The organism is uncultured Ruegeria sp., from assembly GCF_947497005.1.
GTDB lineage: Bacteria > Pseudomonadota > Alphaproteobacteria > Rhodobacterales > Rhodobacteraceae > Ruegeria.
Genome location: NZ_CANMFF010000004.1, coordinates 275008 through 289693, shown reverse-complemented (window position 1 = coordinate 289693; position 14686 = coordinate 275008). Strand labels below are relative to the sequence as shown.

General features: G+C 55.4%; 14 protein-coding genes. 2 read left to right on the top strand and 12 right to left on the bottom strand.

The features are described from left to right. Positions 1-37: 37 nt before the first annotated feature. The 6 genes from Q0816_RS08005 to Q0816_RS07980 form a co-directional block, all read right to left on the bottom strand. Complete coding sequence (locus Q0816_RS08005) at positions 38-1378, bottom strand: S41 family peptidase (protein WP_298849233.1); 1341 nt, start codon at positions 1376-1378, stop codon at positions 38-40. Positions 1379-1384: 6 nt separating this feature from the next. Further along, positions 1385-2515 (bottom strand): peptidase M23, encoded by a 1131-nt coding sequence (locus Q0816_RS08000; RefSeq protein WP_298849231.1) that lies wholly within the window; start codon positions 2513-2515, stop codon positions 1385-1387. Next, the gene (gene gpmI / locus Q0816_RS07995) at positions 2512-4029 is read right to left on the bottom strand and encodes a 2,3-bisphosphoglycerate-independent phosphoglycerate mutase (RefSeq protein ID WP_298849229.1); all 1518 of its coding nucleotides are present in this window, start codon (positions 4027-4029) and stop codon (positions 2512-2514) included. The genes Q0816_RS08000 and gpmI overlap by 4 nt, the downstream gene beginning before the upstream one ends. Before the next feature lie 192 nt (positions 4030-4221). Next, positions 4222-5892 carry a sulfatase-like hydrolase/transferase gene (locus Q0816_RS07990; RefSeq protein WP_298849227.1) on the bottom strand — a complete coding sequence of 557 codons (1671 nt, stop codon included), beginning with the start codon at positions 5890-5892 and terminating at the stop codon, positions 4222-4224. A gap of 71 nt (positions 5893-5963) precedes the next feature. Continuing rightward, positions 5964-6200 carry a (Na+)-NQR maturation NqrM gene (gene nqrM, locus Q0816_RS07985; protein ID WP_298849225.1) on the bottom strand — a complete coding sequence of 79 codons (237 nt, stop codon included), beginning with the start codon at positions 6198-6200 and terminating at the stop codon, positions 5964-5966. Positions 6201-6214: 14 nt separating this feature from the next. Then, on the bottom strand, positions 6215-7240 hold the full coding sequence (locus tag Q0816_RS07980; RefSeq protein ID WP_298849223.1) for an FAD:protein FMN transferase: 1026 nt from the start codon (positions 7238-7240) through the stop codon (positions 6215-6217). A 374-nt stretch (positions 7241-7614) separates the two neighbouring features. Between Q0816_RS07980 and Q0816_RS07975 the strand changes: the two genes are divergently transcribed. Further along, the gene (locus tag Q0816_RS07975; RefSeq protein WP_298849222.1) at positions 7615-8139 is read left to right on the top strand and encodes a CBS domain-containing protein; all 525 of its coding nucleotides are present in this window, start codon (positions 7615-7617) and stop codon (positions 8137-8139) included. Between the two features lie 11 nt (positions 8140-8150). Here Q0816_RS07975 and Q0816_RS07970 read toward each other — a convergent pair whose 3' ends face one another. Beyond that, positions 8151-8915 carry a metallophosphoesterase gene (locus tag Q0816_RS07970; protein WP_298849221.1) on the bottom strand — a complete coding sequence of 255 codons (765 nt, stop codon included), beginning with the start codon at positions 8913-8915 and terminating at the stop codon, positions 8151-8153. A gap of 184 nt (positions 8916-9099) precedes the next feature. On the opposite strand from Q0816_RS07970, the gene Q0816_RS07965 reads away from it, so the two are divergent. Further along, complete coding sequence (locus Q0816_RS07965) at positions 9100-10113, top strand: NAD-dependent epimerase/dehydratase family protein (protein ID WP_298849219.1); 1014 nt, start codon at positions 9100-9102, stop codon at positions 10111-10113. 56 nt (positions 10114-10169) lie between these two features. On the opposite strand, the gene nqrF is transcribed toward Q0816_RS07965, so the two are convergent. Genes nqrF through Q0816_RS07940 form a run of 5 tightly spaced genes read right to left on the bottom strand, consistent with a single transcriptional unit; the run spans position 10170 to position 14681 of the window. Further along, positions 10170-11393, bottom strand: coding sequence for an NADH:ubiquinone reductase (Na(+)-transporting) subunit F (gene nqrF, locus Q0816_RS07960; RefSeq protein WP_298849217.1), 1224 nt, complete (start codon positions 11391-11393; stop codon positions 10170-10172). Between the two features lie 10 nt (positions 11394-11403). Beyond that, positions 11404-12012: an NADH:ubiquinone reductase (Na(+)-transporting) subunit E gene (gene nqrE / locus Q0816_RS07955; RefSeq protein WP_298849216.1), complete on the bottom strand. Its 609-nt coding sequence runs from the start codon at positions 12010-12012 to the stop codon at positions 11404-11406. Next, positions 12012-12665, bottom strand: coding sequence for an NADH:ubiquinone reductase (Na(+)-transporting) subunit D (locus Q0816_RS07950; protein WP_298849214.1), 654 nt, complete (start codon positions 12663-12665; stop codon positions 12012-12014). The genes nqrE and Q0816_RS07950 overlap by 1 nt, the downstream gene beginning before the upstream one ends. Continuing rightward, positions 12665-13480 (bottom strand): Na(+)-translocating NADH-quinone reductase subunit C, encoded by an 816-nt coding sequence (locus Q0816_RS07945; RefSeq protein WP_298849212.1) that lies wholly within the window; start codon positions 13478-13480, stop codon positions 12665-12667. The genes Q0816_RS07950 and Q0816_RS07945 overlap by 1 nt, the downstream gene beginning before the upstream one ends. Beyond that, entirely contained in the window at positions 13473-14681 is a 1209-nt protein-coding gene (locus tag Q0816_RS07940) for an NADH:ubiquinone reductase (Na(+)-transporting) subunit B (protein ID WP_298849203.1), read from the bottom strand. Before Q0816_RS07940 ends, Q0816_RS07945 begins: the two co-directional genes overlap by 8 nt. Between the last annotated feature and the right edge of the window lie 5 nt (positions 14682-14686).

Genomic DNA, 14686 nt, shown 5'->3' with positions numbered 1-14686 from the left:
CCAAAAAAGGGCCGCGTTATCTGCGGCCCTGATTGCTTTATTGGGATGGCCCGTTCGGATTGAAGGCAGACAGCCCTTTGAGGATGTCTATTGCATAAGCCAACTGGTAATCCTCCTCCCGCAGCTCTGCTGTCGCCTCAGCCTTGGCACGATCTTCCTCGATCTGACGGATCTCATCTTCACTCAGGCTGTCATTGTTAAGGCTACCGCGCAGATCGGCCTCGGACCGGGTGCGGGCGTTGGCTTCTTCTTCTTCCGGTTCAGGCGCCGGGCGTGGTTGCTCCACGATAATGTCCGGGCTGACGCCAAGAGCCTGAATCGACCGTCCTGACGGGGTGTAATATCGCGACGTGGTCAGGCGCATGGCCCCGTCGCCACGCAGCGGCATGACCGTCTGAACCGAACCTTTACCGAAGCTTTTGGTGCCGACCACGATAGCGCGACGGTGATCCTGCAAAGCACCAGCCACGATCTCGGATGCCGAGGCCGAACCACCGTTGATCAGCACGACAATTGGTTTGCCTTCGGCCAGATCGCCAGGGGTTGCGTTGAACCGCTCACCTTCTTCCGGGTCACGTCCACGGGTCGAGACGATTTCACCTTCGTTCAGAAACGCATCCGAAACTTTGATGGCCTGCGTCAGCAAACCGCCGGGGTTGTTGCGCAAATCCAGAACGACACCATTGACCTTGTCGACGCCGCCGACTTCTTCAATCTGCTCCCGCAGCCCTTCCTGTAGATTGGGGAATGTCTGATCGTTGAAAGTAGTCACGCGCAGAACCACGCTTGTCCCTTCGGTGCGTGCGCGAACAGCGGTCAGCTTGATTGTGTCGCGGATAATGGGGACATCGAAGGGATCTGGCTCGCCTTCGCGCACGACTGTAATGACAATCTCGGACCCGACCGGGCCGCGCATCAGATCAACCGCTTTGTCCAGCGTCAGGCCCAGGATGCTTTCGCCATCAACATGTGTGATGAAATCCCCGGCTTCGATCCCGGCCTCGTCAGCTGGGGTGTCGTCGATCGGTGAGACGACTTTGACAAAGCCATCTTCTTGTGTGACTTCAATTCCCAGCCCACCGAACTCACCTCTGGTCTGAACCCGCATCTGCTCGGCATCGTCAGGTGAAAGATAGCTGGAATGCGGATCAAGCGAGGTCAGCATGCCATCGATTGCAGCCTCGATCAGTTCTTCGGGCTCAACCTCTTCGACGTATTGTGCGCGGATGCGTTCGAAAATGTCACCAAACAGATCAAGCTGCTCATAGACGCTGGCCTTGTTCACGGCCTCCTGCGCCAGCAGGGGACCTGCGATCTGAGTTGTCGCAAGAATACCTGCCACAGTTCCGGCCAGACCGGCCATCACAAATTTCTTCATACTCGTTTATCCATCCTTGTCGGTCCGAAACCACGATTCCGGGTCCACGGGGCTATTATCTTCTCTTACCTCTATATAGAGCGTTTCTGGGCGGTCAGTTCCAGTGCGATCACCGCTTATTGACAATATTGCGCCTATTTCTGGCGTTTCACCGGGCATCAGGCCGACCGGAGTGCCCTCGGGGATCACCTGCCCGGGCTGGCCATAAATCTCTTGCAGGCCCGAAAACACGAATAAAAGGCCTGGTTGCGGCTCCAGAATGATCAGGTTTCCCAGATCCAGCAAGGGCCCTCGGTAGCGGATCGTTGCTGCAGTGGGTGATGTTACAAGCGCACGGGACCGGGTTCCCATAACCAGTCCTGCACGAGCGACCCCTGCGGCATCCGATTCACCGGCTTTGTGCAACAGGACGCCTTGCACGGGCAAAGTAATCTGCCCTTTTTGGTCCGAGACGCTGGCGTTGGTTTCAATGATCTCGCCCTCCGAGATTTCGGACAGCCCGCTTGCGAACCCATCCAGAGTCTCGGTCGAAGATATCAAAATGGCCGTGCGCACCGGGTCTTCAACAAACCGACGCGGCAAATCCGTGCGGTCCGCGATCGCTTCGCTCAAACGCGTGCGGGCGTTTTGCACACCGCTCAGCCCTTCTGTCAGAGTTTCCGAGGCGCTTTGCTGCAGAATCCGCAATGTCTGAACTTCGTTCAGGTCTTGTGCCAGCGCTTGTGCTTTGGCGTTGAGACCGGGTGTCACCTCGGACAGTATCATTCCGGTCCGCGCCGCGCCCAACGGGCCTGAAGGGTGCAACATCAGCACCGGTGGGGCGGTTGTTTCGATGGTTTGCAAAACGCCGAGCAATTGCCTGACATCCTTTTCGCGCGCTCTTAGTTCCGCGCTCAACTGCGCTTCGCGTGTTGCGGCCTTGCGCAGCCCGGACCGCATGGCGCTTAACCCGGCCTCATAGGCCTGTATCGTTTCGGTCAGCGCCCGCACCCGATCCCGGGCACTTTCAGCTTCGGTCAGCGAGATAGACGCCTGTTCCAGCATCTCTGCCGCTTCCAGCGCTGCTTGGGACGAATCAGTCTGGGCCAAGGCCTGCAAGGCTGACAGCAGATATATCGCAAGGGCGATCAGCCTCATGACAAAAGGCTTTCTCCGGTCATTTCGGTCGGCTTGGGCAGGTTCATCAGGTCAAGAAGAGTTGGAGCCAGATCGGACAGCCGACCTTGACGCAATTGCGCCCCTTCAGGTCCTCCAACCAACGCAACGGGCACAGGGTTCAGCGTGTGCGCCGTATGTGGGCCGCCGGTTTCAGGATCAACCATCACCTCACAGTTTCCATGATCGGCGGTAATGATCATTGCGCCGCCCGCCTTGTCCAAGGCGGCAACGACCTGAGCCAGCCCCGCATCGACAGCCTCACATGCCTTGATCGCAGCTTGCAGATCACCGGTGTGCCCGACCATGTCGGGGTTGGCATAATTGGTGACGATCAGGTCATAACCTTCCTCTATCGCCTCGACAAACTTGGCCGTGACCTCGGCCGAGGACATTTCAGGCTGCAAGTCATAGGTCGCGACTTTGGGGGATTTGGGCATAAAGCGATCTTCACCCTGTTCCGGGGTTTCCTTACCCCCGTTCAAAAAGAAAGTGACATGGGGGTATTTTTCCGTTTCAGCCAGCCGGAATTGACGCAAACCCTGTTTGGCCACCCATTCGCCCAATGTGTTCACAATCTCCCGTTTCGGAAAAACCGTTGTCATGTAAGCTTTGTGGCCGTCCGAATACTCGACCATACCCAACAGCGCCGACAGTTTTGGCCGCGGCCCGGTTTCGAATTCCGCAAAGTCCGGTTCACCGATCGCGCGTAGGATTTCGCGCGCGCGATCTGCCCTGAAATTCAGGCAGAAAAAGCCATCCCCATCGACGACACCCTCGTAACCATCCAGTACAGTGGGTGTGATGAATTCGTCAGACTCAGACTGGTTGTAAGCGTGGTCCACGGCACCATGCGCGGTGCTGGCCGCCCTGCCCTTGCCGTTGATCATCGCGTCATAAGCTTCGGAAACCCTTTCCCAGCGATTGTCGCGATCCATAGCGAAATAGCGACCGCTCACCGTGGCAATACGGGCCCCCTCGGGCAACTGCTCGTTCAGTTCGGAAAAATAGGACAGTGCCGATTTAGGGGCCACATCGCGCCCGTCCGTTACGGCATGAAGGGCGACCGGAACGCCGGCATCCGTAATGGCCTTGATTGCCGCAATGATGTGGTTCAGGTGCCCGTGGACACCGCCGTCCGAGACCAACCCCATAAGGTGAGCTGTTCCACCGGAGGACTTAACCTTGGAAATGAAAGCCTGCAGCTCCTCATTGTCAAAAAAAGAACCGTCTTCGATGGCCAGGTCAATCTGACCCAAATCCATGGCAACAACGCGGCCCGCACCGATATTTGTGTGGCCGACTTCGGAATTGCCCATCTGCCCGCTGGGCAAACCCACATCGGGGCCGTGCGTTATCAGCGTGGCGTGCGGGCATTCGGTCATGATCGCGTCAAAGGTCGGAGTGTGCGCCAGGTAGGGCGCGTTCGCCTGTGTGTCGTCGGACAGGCCCCACCCATCAAGAATGCACAGGACAACCGGTTTGGGGGTGGACATTGAAATTCTCCGATTACTGCTCTTGGGTCACCTTCTAGCGTCTGGCTGGCAAGGGGTGAACCGTCTTTGCAGCAATTGATGCAGAATTAATCAAGAAGTCAGGCAACGAAGGTCTTTCGCCGGAAGACATCACACCGCTGAACCATTCGAGATACAGGTGGTTTGGCGTATTCATTGAAAATCCCGGAAAATTTAATCCTTGAGATAGCTCTTGTAAGGGCGCGCCTTGCGGTCGCGATACTTGACCGTCAAATCCAGCGGAGCGTCATTTTCATCGTAAACACCCAAAACAACCCCCCGGCCCCGGCTCTTGGTACGCATTTCGATCAACTGCTGTTCAGAACGAGTGGTGCGCTGTGACGCCCGGCGAGTCCATGCGAACAGATGATCATACATTTCGGCAATCACGTCAGCATGATCAGCACTGTCGCCAAGATCGTTCAATTCCTCAGGATCGTTTTCCAGATCGAACAGGATCGGCCGATGACCACCTTCACAATGGATCAGTTTCCATTTCTTGTTTGCGGCCATGAACATCACAGCATCACGTACGGAGGCATCCAATATATCCGCGATGGGCGAGGCCGAATAATCATACTCGCAGATCGCGATGTCACGCGGCAGCACCTCTGTCGTCCCATGCAGGATCGGAAGCAACGAATGGCCTTCAAGGATATGTGTCGCCACTTCACCTCCGGCGAAGTCGACAAAGGTAGGTGCCAGATCAATGGACTCCACCAATGCATCGCTAACTGTGCCACGCGTCGCGTCAGCCTCAGGTGATGGATCATAGATAATCAGCGGCATCTTGGTCGAAGCATCGTGAAAAAAGGTCTTTTCGCCCATCCAGTGATCGCCCAGAAAGTCGCCGTGATCCGATGTCAACACGATCATCGTGTCGTCCATTCGTCCGGTTTTCTCCATCCAGTTGAACAGGCGGCCCATCTGGTCATCGGCTTGCTTGATCAGACCCATATAGGCCGGGATCACCGCATTACGAACGTCCTGCCGCGAAAAGGTTTGACCGATTTTTGTGTCCATGAAGGCTTTGAGCACTGGGTGCGCATTCTGGCGTTCTGCCTCAGAGCGCACCACGGGCAGCACATGTTCCGGTCCGTACATCGAGGCGTACGGTTCGGGTACGATGTAAGGCCAATGTGGTTTGATAAAACTCAAGTGGCAACACCACGGACCATCATGCGTTTCCATGAACTCGATACCACGACCGGTCAGGTATGGTGTTTCACTGTCTTCCTCGGCAATGTTTGCCGCTTCGGGCGAGTTTTTCAGAAACCAGCCGGACAGAACGTTTCCATCTTCATCCAATCCCGAATTGGCAAAGTCGTGCCAAGCGTTGTCGCTCTCATATCCTTTGGCTTTCAGAAACTTGTTGTATTCCTTCGCGCCGTCCGGATCGTAATACCCATCCGGCCCTTCGGGCAGCATACCGTCATCCCGTTCGAACACGTCAAAACCGCATTCGGCGACCCGGGCACCAATCAGGCTGTCGGGCTCCAACCCAAGCCGGGCCATCCCCTCAGCATCTGCCCGCATGTGGGTTTTGCCGACCAACCAGCAATCCATCCCAGCTTTGCGCAGATGATCGCCCATCGTGATCTCGCCGACCTTCAATGGAATACCGTTCCATGACGCCCCATGCGAGTGCACGTAGCGCCCAGTATAAGTGGACATGCGCGAGCTACCGCAGATCGGCGACTGGATATAAGCGCGGTTGAAACGGACGCCCTTGGCAGCCAAGAGATCGATGTTTGGGGTGTGCAGATGCGGATGCCCGTAACAACTCAGGTAATCCCAGCGCAGCTGGTCGAACATGATGAACAGAATATTCTTTGCCTTGGCCAACGCAACGCCTCCACGAAAGTCATGGGGTCTTCATTAGCCATTTCCATCCGCAGAACGAAGCAAAACTTGTTTCAGGCCTGACGTTCCATCTGTTCCAACATCTTCTTGGCGCGTTTGCACTGCAACTGATCGCGCAGTGGGCTGTCGGGATCGACGTCCTTTTGGCACACAACGCATTTATCCGCACCCGAGATCGCGTTCAAACCACCGCAGCTGCCCTTGATGGTCTTACCCATCAGCATGACGCCCAGAGACATGCCCACCATGACAAGAGCGAGAAGAATGAAGGCCAGAATAAAGGTGCTCATTTAAGCTCCAACAGTCAGTTTGATCCCAGCGCGTCTTTGAACGCAGTGCTATGCGTAGTGATATAGGCATTTTCGCCGCCTGTCACATCCCGCGAGATGAAATACACGGCAAGTTTATGGTCTTCCGCGATCTCCATTCCCTTTTCCTGACCCAAAGCAAGCATGGCTGTTGCCCAGGCATCTGCCATCATTGCGTTTTCGGCCAGAACCGTGACGGAGGTTGTTCGATGCGTGATCGGTCGGCCAGTAGTCGGGTCAATGATATGTGAATAGCGCACGCCATCCTGTTCGAAGAAATTCTTGTAGTCGCCCGAGCTGGCCATGCCGCGGTCATCCAGAGAAACAATCAATTGGATGCTCTGAGCGCCCGTTTCAGGTTTTTCGATGCCGATGCGCCAGGCTTCGCCCTGCTCGTTCTGACCTTTGGTGACAAGATCACCGCCAATCTCGACTAGATAATCTTCTATCCCGGTATCCTTCAAAGTTCCGGCCACGGCATCGATGCCATAGCCTTTGGCAATCGCGGACAGGTTGATGCCAACCTTGGCGTCGGACTTCGACAGAGTGCCGGCATCAGTGTCGAGCTTCAGCAGACGGTTTTGCCCTACGCTGGCTAGCGCGGCCTCAATTTCAGCATCTGATGGCACCGGGTCCTCGGGCTTGCGCGGGCCAAAGCCCCAAAGTTCGATCAGCGGCCCCAGAGTTACGTCAAAAGTACCCCCGGTTTTTTTGTGCACGTCATTCGCTGCCGAAAGAACCAGCGCAAATTCGTCCGAAACAGGCATCGGGTCAGTGCTGGTTGATCCCGAAAAGACAGAGACCTCGGAATTCGGATCCCAGTTGGACATTTTGGTGTTAACCTCAGCCAATGTTTCTTCGACAGCCGCGGCCAATGCAACCTCATCAAGATCTTCGCCAATCGCGGTAATATTGAAGGTCGTGCCCATTGTTTCGCCCGACAGACGAACCACCTCGGGTTCCTTCTCGAACAGACAGCCGGAAAGAAGGGTGAAAAGAGCCAGTACAGGCAAAAGACGCATGGGCGATCTCCGGGAAATTCTGTGCCCGGCATATGCCAGTGGCCCTCGCCAGAGTCAAACTGCGATCACATCTTAAGCGGTAGAAAGCCCAACATCAAAAGACCAATCCCCGCAGGTACACCGAACAACCACGCACGCTTTTGCCAACCTGGCGATTGTTGTTTCCACGCCATGCGAAAATTGTGACCGCTGACAACAACTGCAAAAAAGATCAACGCAGCTATGGGCGGAGTAAGATAGAGTTCACTCAAAAGCTCAAACTTCCTTTCCGCGCCCGCGATTTCGCCGATCCGTACAATTCCACCCTATACAGGTCGTTTAGCTGCGCTAAGGTGAAAGGGAAAGACTTTGCAAGAACCATAAGGAGATTGCCCATGGCTCCAACCTCATACCAGTCGCCGTCGCGCGGCGACAAGGCTGACAAAACGACGTACAGCCAATCGACGGAATCGAACCTGTCGCACTCGCAAACAACCGTGGCAAAGCTGCTTGAGGGTAAAGGGGACTCGGTTTTTTCGGTACGACCAACTGATACCATCCATTCGGTGGTCAACACGCTCAAGGAAAAGCGGATTGGTGCCGTACTTGTGACGGATCAGAATGGCGCATTGCAAGGAATTCTGTCGGAACGCGACATCGTTCGGCGGATGGCGGACACTCCCGGCCAGACCCTGCCACAATCGGTCGAAGACCTGATGACCAAGGATGTAAAGACCTGCACGCCTGAAGATCTGTTGAATGGCGTTCTGAAAACAATGACTGAAGGCCGTTTTCGCCATATGCCGGTGCTGCGCGACGGCAATTTGTGCGGTGTCATCACCATCGGAGACGTTGTCCATTTCCGCCTGAAAGAGCTGGAATACGAAGCCCTTCGCATGAAGCAAATGATCGTAGGTTAAGGCCCTTGCGTTCACACGGTCGAAAGGAACCGAACGCTCCCGCTTTGGATTTCGACGGCCGTTAAACGGCCTGAGGCGAAAGCACCAGTGTCAATGGATACGACCCGATTTCTAATCCGGGGGCGGTTTACTATCGTATGACCGTGTACGACCCATTGGGTGTCGCAGCGTGAAAGCCGAGGAAACATTGGGTGTCCCCACAAGCAGATTTGGCGTGATTGTTCATTCAGAGGTTGCCTAGGGTCCAGTGCGGCGTGAACAAGTGCAACATTGCCACTGGTCCAGGTCAACGGCAGATCTGCAAGCCATGTGAGCAAATCCTTTCCCATCGCACGGCGCAATTGTTTGGCAAGCTCAGGCCCGTGTTCGCTGATCTCGGTTTCACTTGGCAATGGAATTCCGAAAGATGCCAGGGTTTGCAAACCTCCGTTGTGAAACCAAAGATTAATATAACGCTGAGGATCATCGACAAAGCGCAACAGCATTTCTTCGTGATTGCCAAGAAGGCACTGAACACGCCCTTCTGATGTTTTGCTCAGATGATGCAGCTGGCGTAATACTTGGGCGCTGTAAGGCCCGCGGTCAATGTAATCACCGACGAAAACCAAAGGTCGCTGATCGTTTAGCCGCGGCAGCAATGCTTGCAGCAGGTCGAGACGCCCATGGATGTCGCCGACAGCCGTCAGCTGCTCTGCCGGCGCGATGTCGCACGACACAAGATCGGTGTTCTGGTCTGTGGAGGGCCGGAACTGTCGTCTGATCCAATCGGTAATCATATCTCACGTTCCCTACCCGGCCCGCGCGTCGGCAGCAATCAACAACTGGTTGAATAGGCAGAGTGTTGACCAAAGACCTCTATATGTCAGATATGACAATCAAAGTGTTCGACAACAGTCGTGCAAACGTCTGGGGCGGTGCCCTTCGATCAACGATGAGAGTTAAACGTGTTCTGAGGGTATTATGAAACGGGTTTTGATTACGGGTTCTGCAGGCTTCATCGGGTTCCATCTGGCCAAGCTGCTTTTGGCGGACGGGTACCGCGTGCACGGCTATGATGGGATGACAGACTATTATGACGTGGTCCTGAAACAGCGGCGACACCAGATTCTGCTTCAGAATTCGCAATTTACCGCAACTGAGGATCGATTGGAAAACGACGACCGGCTATTACAGGTCGCCGAGGAATTCCAGCCGCAAGTCATCGTCCATCTGGCGGCCCAGGCGGGCGTACGACACAGCTTGGAATTTCCCCGCAGTTATATTGAATCGAACGTCGTCGGGACGTTCAACGTGATGGAAATTGCTCGCCAACATAAGGTCGATCACCTGTTGATGGCGTCAACCTCGTCTATTTATGGTGCCAACGAAGAGATGCCGTTCATCGAGACGGAAAAGGCCGACACCCAACTGACCATCTATTCCGCTACAAAGAAGGCGAATGAGGCAATGGGGCATTCATATGCCCATCTGTGGGATTTGCCGACAACCATGTTCCGGTTCTTTACGGTCTACGGCACGTGGGGGCGACCTGATCTGGCATATTTCAAGTTTGTTGCCGCGATCTTGGAGGGCCGACCGATTGATATCTACAATCACGGCGACATGTATCGCGACTTCACTCATGTGGAAGACCTCGTGCGGGGGATCAGATTGCTGATCGACGTGCCGCCGGTGCGGCCATCCAGCCGTGAGGACATCGAGGACGGAGACAGCCTGTCACCCGTTGCACCTTATCGCATCGTCAATATTGGCAACGGCGAAAAAGTGCGTCTGATGGATTTCGTAGAAGCCATCGAAGAGGCCGTAGGGCAGAAAGCCATTAAGAACTTCATGCCGATGCAGATGGGGGACGTTCATGCCACCTGGGCTGACAATCGTCTGCTGCAGCGACTGACGAATTATCGCCCGCAAACAGACCTGAAAGACGGTATTGCCCAGTTCGTCGCGTGGTATCGGGATTATTACGGAAAATAGCGCTGGCAGGTCACCAAGTGAAAAAACCGGCGCATTCAGCGCCGGTTTTTCGTTTCTTACCCGCCGAAATCGTCGAGCATGATGTCTTCGCGATCCACACCCAGATCCAGCAGCATGTTGATGACCGACTGGTTCATGATCGGCGGACCACACATGTAGAACTCGCAATCCTCTGGCGCCGGGTGGTTCTTGAGGTATTCCTCGAACAGAACGTTGTGGATGAAGCCTGTATAGCCTTTCCAGTCATCCTCAGGCTGGGCATCCGACAGGGCCACGTGCCATTCGAAATTGTCGAACTCTTCGGCCAGCGTGTCGAAGTCCTCGACGAAGAACATCTCTTTCTTCGACCGCGCACCGTACCAGAAACTGATCTTGCGATCACGGTTCTCAAGACGCTTGAGTTGATCGAATATGTGGCTGCGCATCGGCGCCATGCCAGCACCGCCACCGATGAACACCATCTCTTTTCCCGTCTCGCGGGCGAAAAATTCACCAAACGGGCCCGAGATCGTGACTTTGTCGCCCGGTTTCAGATTGAAGATATACGACGACATCTGACCGGCCGGGATACCTTCGGACCCCGGTGGCGGTGAGGCAACCCGGACGTTCAGCATAATCATGCCCCTCTCGTCTGGGTAGTTGGCCATCGAATAGGCCCGCTCAATCGGTTCGTTCACGACCGATTCATACTGCCACAGATTGAACCGGTCCCAATCTTCGCGGTACTCTGCCTCAACGTCGAAATCGGTGTATTTCAACTGGTGCGCCGGGGCCTCGATCTGGATATAACCACCGGCGCGGAAGTTCACGTCCTCGCCCTCGGGCAAATCCAGAGTCAGCGCCTTGATGAAAGTCGCCACGTTTTCGTTCGAGCGGACGGTACATTCCCATTTCTTGACCCCAAAGACTTCTTCAGGAACTTCGATGTCCATATCCTGCTTCACAGCAACCTGACAGGACAGGCGATCACCGCACGACGCTTCGCGTTTCGTGATATGGCTTTCTTCGGTCGGCAAGATCGACCCACCACCGGAGTGCACACGTACACGGCATTGCGCACAAGTGCCGCCGCCGCCACAGGCCGAAGGTACAAACAATTTTTCAGCCGCCAGTGTTTGCAGTAGCTTGCCGCCCGCTGGCACGGCGATGGTTTTCTCACCATTGATGGTGATGTTCACATTTCCGGTCGAGACCAGTTTCGAGCGCGCGGCCATGATGATGGCCACCAGCGCCAGAACGATAAGGGTGAAAAGGACGACGCCCAGGCTAAACGTTTCCATTGACGCCTCCTTACAGTTTCACGCCCGAGAAGGACATGAAGGCCATCGCCATCAGTCCCGCGGTGATGAAAGTGATGCCCAGACCCTGCAAGCCGTCCGGAATATCCGAATATTTCAGTTTTTCGCGCACGCCCGCCATCGCGGTGATCGCCAGCGCCCAACCGAACCCGGAAGACAGGCCATAGGTCGTCGCTTCGGCAAAGTTGTAATCGCGTTCGACCATAAACAACGAACCACCCAGAATAGCGCAGTTCACGGTGATCAGCGGCAGGAAAATCCCCAATGCATTGTAAAGCGGCGGGAAGTACTTATCCAGGATCATCTCGAGGATCTGAACCATCGCCGCGATTACGCCGATATACGAGATCAGGCCAAGGAAGGTCAGATCAACATCCGGAAAGCCAGCCCATGCCAGCGCGCCCGGCTTCAGCAGATAGGTCAGCAGAAGGTTGTTGGTGGGAACAGTGATCGCCTGCACGACCATCACGGAAATTCCCAGACCCAGCGCGGTCGAAATCTTTTTCGACACGGCGATGAAGGTACACATGCCAAGGAAAAAGCTAAGCGCGAGGTTTTCGACAAAGATGGCCTTTACGGCCAGAGAGATAAGCCCTTCCATCAGTGTGCCTCTGCCTGCTGGATTTTATATTCACGGTCTTCGACCTGGCTCGGCTTCCATGTACGGAAGGCCCAAATGATCAGGCCGATGATGAAGAAAGCTGAGGGCGGTAGTAGCAGCATACCGTTGGGCACGTACCAGCCACCGTTGTTAACGGTTTCCAAAATGGTGACGCCAAACAGAGATCCGGCACCGAAAAGCTCGCGAATGAAGCCGACCAGCAGAAGGATCAGGCCATAGCCCATCCCGTTGCCCATCCCGTCAATGAAGGACGCGACCGGGGGGTTCTTCATGGCAAACGCCTCGGCGCGGCCCATCACGATACAGTTGGTGATGATCAGGCCGACGAAAACCGACAAGGTTTTCGAGATCTCAAACGCGTAAGCCTTGAGTATCTGATCCACCAGGATCACCAGCGAGGCGATGATCACCATCTGCACAATGATCCGGATCGAACCCGGAATCTGGTTGCGCAGGCACGAGATGAAGAAGGACGAGAACGAAGTCACGAAGATCACCGCCAGTGCCATCACCATCGACACCTGCAGCGACGAGGTGACCGCCAATGCTGAACAGATGCCCAGCACTTGCAATGTGATCGGGTTGTTGTCGACAAGCGGGTCGACCAACAGCTCTTTCTTGGTCTGAGACATCAGAAATCTCCTGCTTGCAGGTTGGCCAGAAAAGGACCGTAGCCCGCATCACCCATCCAGAATTTCACCAGGTTGTCGACACCAACGGAAGTCAGCGTGGCACCCGCCAGTGCATCGACATAGAAGTCTGGCCCTGCGGCGGGTTGCGACTTGGCGACGGTGATCTGCAACTCGCCCGCGTCGTCGCGCAGTTTCTTACCGCTCCACAGTGCTTTCCAGCGTGGGTTGTCCACCTCGGCGCCAAGACCGGGGGTTTCGCCATGCTGGTAAAACTGCAGGCCGAAAATGTCGTTGCCGTTGTTTTCCAGCGCAATGAACCCGTAAAGCGTGGACCAAAGGCCATAACCGTGTAGCGGCAGGATCACCTTATCCAACCCGCCCGTGTCATCTCGCAACAGATAGATAACGCGATATTTCGACTTGCGCCCAATGCCTGCTGGATCGTTGTCCAGTGCAACGCTCAGCTCAGGGTCGCTGGCGGCGGCGGTGTCGTCGAACGTAGTCGGATCGAACTGATCATCGACGAATTCACCAGTGGACAGCTCCAGCACGTGGGGCTCGAACGCGGCAAACGCTTCGGTCACGTCAATGCCAGGCTCGAACACTCCGGCGACCTGAAGTACGTTGACCTGCCTGTCCTTCAGGCGGTTAGCTTCCTGCACCGGGCGCAGGCTGACTGCAGCGGCGGACACGACCATTGAGGCAACGAGGCAAACGGCAACGGCGACGAAGATTGTTTTGCCAACCGAATCCGGTGAGGCCGCCAGGAATTTGGCCAGTGCGCCTTTTGGTTCTGGGGATTGCGTATCAGACATGACGACGCGCCCTCCGTTTGATGTTGGCTTGCACGACGAAATAGTCGATCAGCGGTGCAAAGACGTTCCCGAACAGGATTGCCAGCATCATGCCTTCAGGGAAAGCCGGATTGATCACGCGGATCATCACAACCATGACACCAATCAGAGCGCCGTAGATATAGCGACCCACATTGGTGTGGCTGGCCGAGACCGGTTCGGTCACCATAAAGGCCAGTCCGAAAGCATAACCACCCAGTACAATATGCCAGTACCATGGCATCGCAAACATCGGGTTCGTGTCCGATCCGATCAGGTTCAGAAGCAGAGTAAAGCCGATCGTTCCGGCCAAACAGCCAACGATCAAGCGATAATTGGCGATCTTGGTCATCAGCAAGAAGGCCAGACCGATCATGCAGGCCAGTGTTGACGTTTCACCAAAGCTGCCCTGAATTTGGCCGAAGAACGCGCTCGACCAGGTGATGCCTTCGGCGGCCAATGCCTGAACACCGTCAGCTGCCGATACGGCCAAAGCTGTTGCGCCCGAGAACCCGTCAACCGGAGTCCAGACCGCATCGCCTGACATTTGCGCCGGATAAGCGAAGTACAGGAAGGCACGCCCGACCAACGCCGGGTTGAGGAAGTTCTTTCCGGTGCCGCCGAACACTTCCTTACCAATCACGACTCCGAAGATAATCCCCAAAGCAACCTGCCACAGGGGCGTGGTTGCGGGCATGATCAGTGTGTACAGCATTGATGTAACAAGGAAGCCTTCGTTTACCTCGTGTCCGCGAACGGTCGCGAAAATGACCTCGAAGATGCCACCCGCCACCAGCGTGACAATATAGATCGGCAGGAAGTACATCAGCCCGTGCATGACGTTGGCAAAGATGCTGTCAGGGTTCAGTGAGATGCCAAATGTCTGCAGAATGGCAATCCGCCAACCGGTGGCCGAGTCAGGCCCCAGCGTAGCTATAGCCGAATTGGCTTGGTAGCCGGTATTGTACATGCCCCACAGAATGCAGGGGATCGTCGCGATCACGACATAAGTCATGATTCGCTTCATATCCACGTAAGATCGCGCATGAGGGGCGACGGTGGTCACAGTTTTCGGAGTGTAGATAAAGCTTTCCACCATCTCGTAGATAGGGAAATATTTCTCGTACTTGCCGCCCTTGGTAAAGTTCGGCTCGATCCGATCGAAGAAGCTGCGCAAACCCATTTGGA

Excerpts from the sequence above, each read along its gene's own strand:
- Q0816_RS07965 (WP_298849219.1), top strand. The coding sequence starts at position 9,100 with ATGAAACGGGTTTTGATTACGGGTTCTGCAGGCTTCATCGGGTTCCAT.
- Q0816_RS07980 (WP_298849223.1), bottom strand. The coding sequence starts at position 7,240 with ATGCGTCTTTTGCCTGTACTGGCTCTTTTCACCCTTCTTTCCGGCTGT.
- Q0816_RS07970 (WP_298849221.1), bottom strand. The coding sequence starts at position 8,915 with ATGATTACCGATTGGATCAGACGACAGTTCCGGCCCTCCACAGACCAG.
- nqrE (WP_298849216.1), bottom strand. The coding sequence starts at position 12,012 with ATGGAAGGGCTTATCTCTCTGGCCGTAAAGGCCATCTTTGTCGAAAAC.
- Q0816_RS07950 (WP_298849214.1), bottom strand. The coding sequence starts at position 12,665 with ATGTCTCAGACCAAGAAAGAGCTGTTGGTCGACCCGCTTGTCGACAAC.
- Q0816_RS08005 (WP_298849233.1), bottom strand. The coding sequence starts at position 1,378 with ATGAAGAAATTTGTGATGGCCGGTCTGGCCGGAACTGTGGCAGGTATT.
- nqrF (WP_298849217.1), bottom strand. The coding sequence starts at position 11,393 with ATGGAAACGTTTAGCCTGGGCGTCGTCCTTTTCACCCTTATCGTTCTG.
- gpmI (WP_298849229.1), bottom strand. The coding sequence starts at position 4,029 with ATGTCCACCCCCAAACCGGTTGTCCTGTGCATTCTTGATGGGTGGGGC.
- Q0816_RS07940 (WP_298849203.1), bottom strand. The coding sequence starts at position 14,681 with ATGGGTTTGCGCAGCTTCTTCGATCGGATCGAGCCGAACTTTACCAAG.
- Q0816_RS08000 (WP_298849231.1), bottom strand. The coding sequence starts at position 2,515 with ATGAGGCTGATCGCCCTTGCGATATATCTGCTGTCAGCCTTGCAGGCC.
- Q0816_RS07975 (WP_298849222.1), top strand. The coding sequence starts at position 7,615 with ATGGCTCCAACCTCATACCAGTCGCCGTCGCGCGGCGACAAGGCTGAC.
- nqrM (WP_298849225.1), bottom strand. The coding sequence starts at position 6,200 with ATGAGCACCTTTATTCTGGCCTTCATTCTTCTCGCTCTTGTCATGGTG.
- Q0816_RS07945 (WP_298849212.1), bottom strand. The coding sequence starts at position 13,480 with ATGTCTGATACGCAATCCCCAGAACCAAAAGGCGCACTGGCCAAATTC.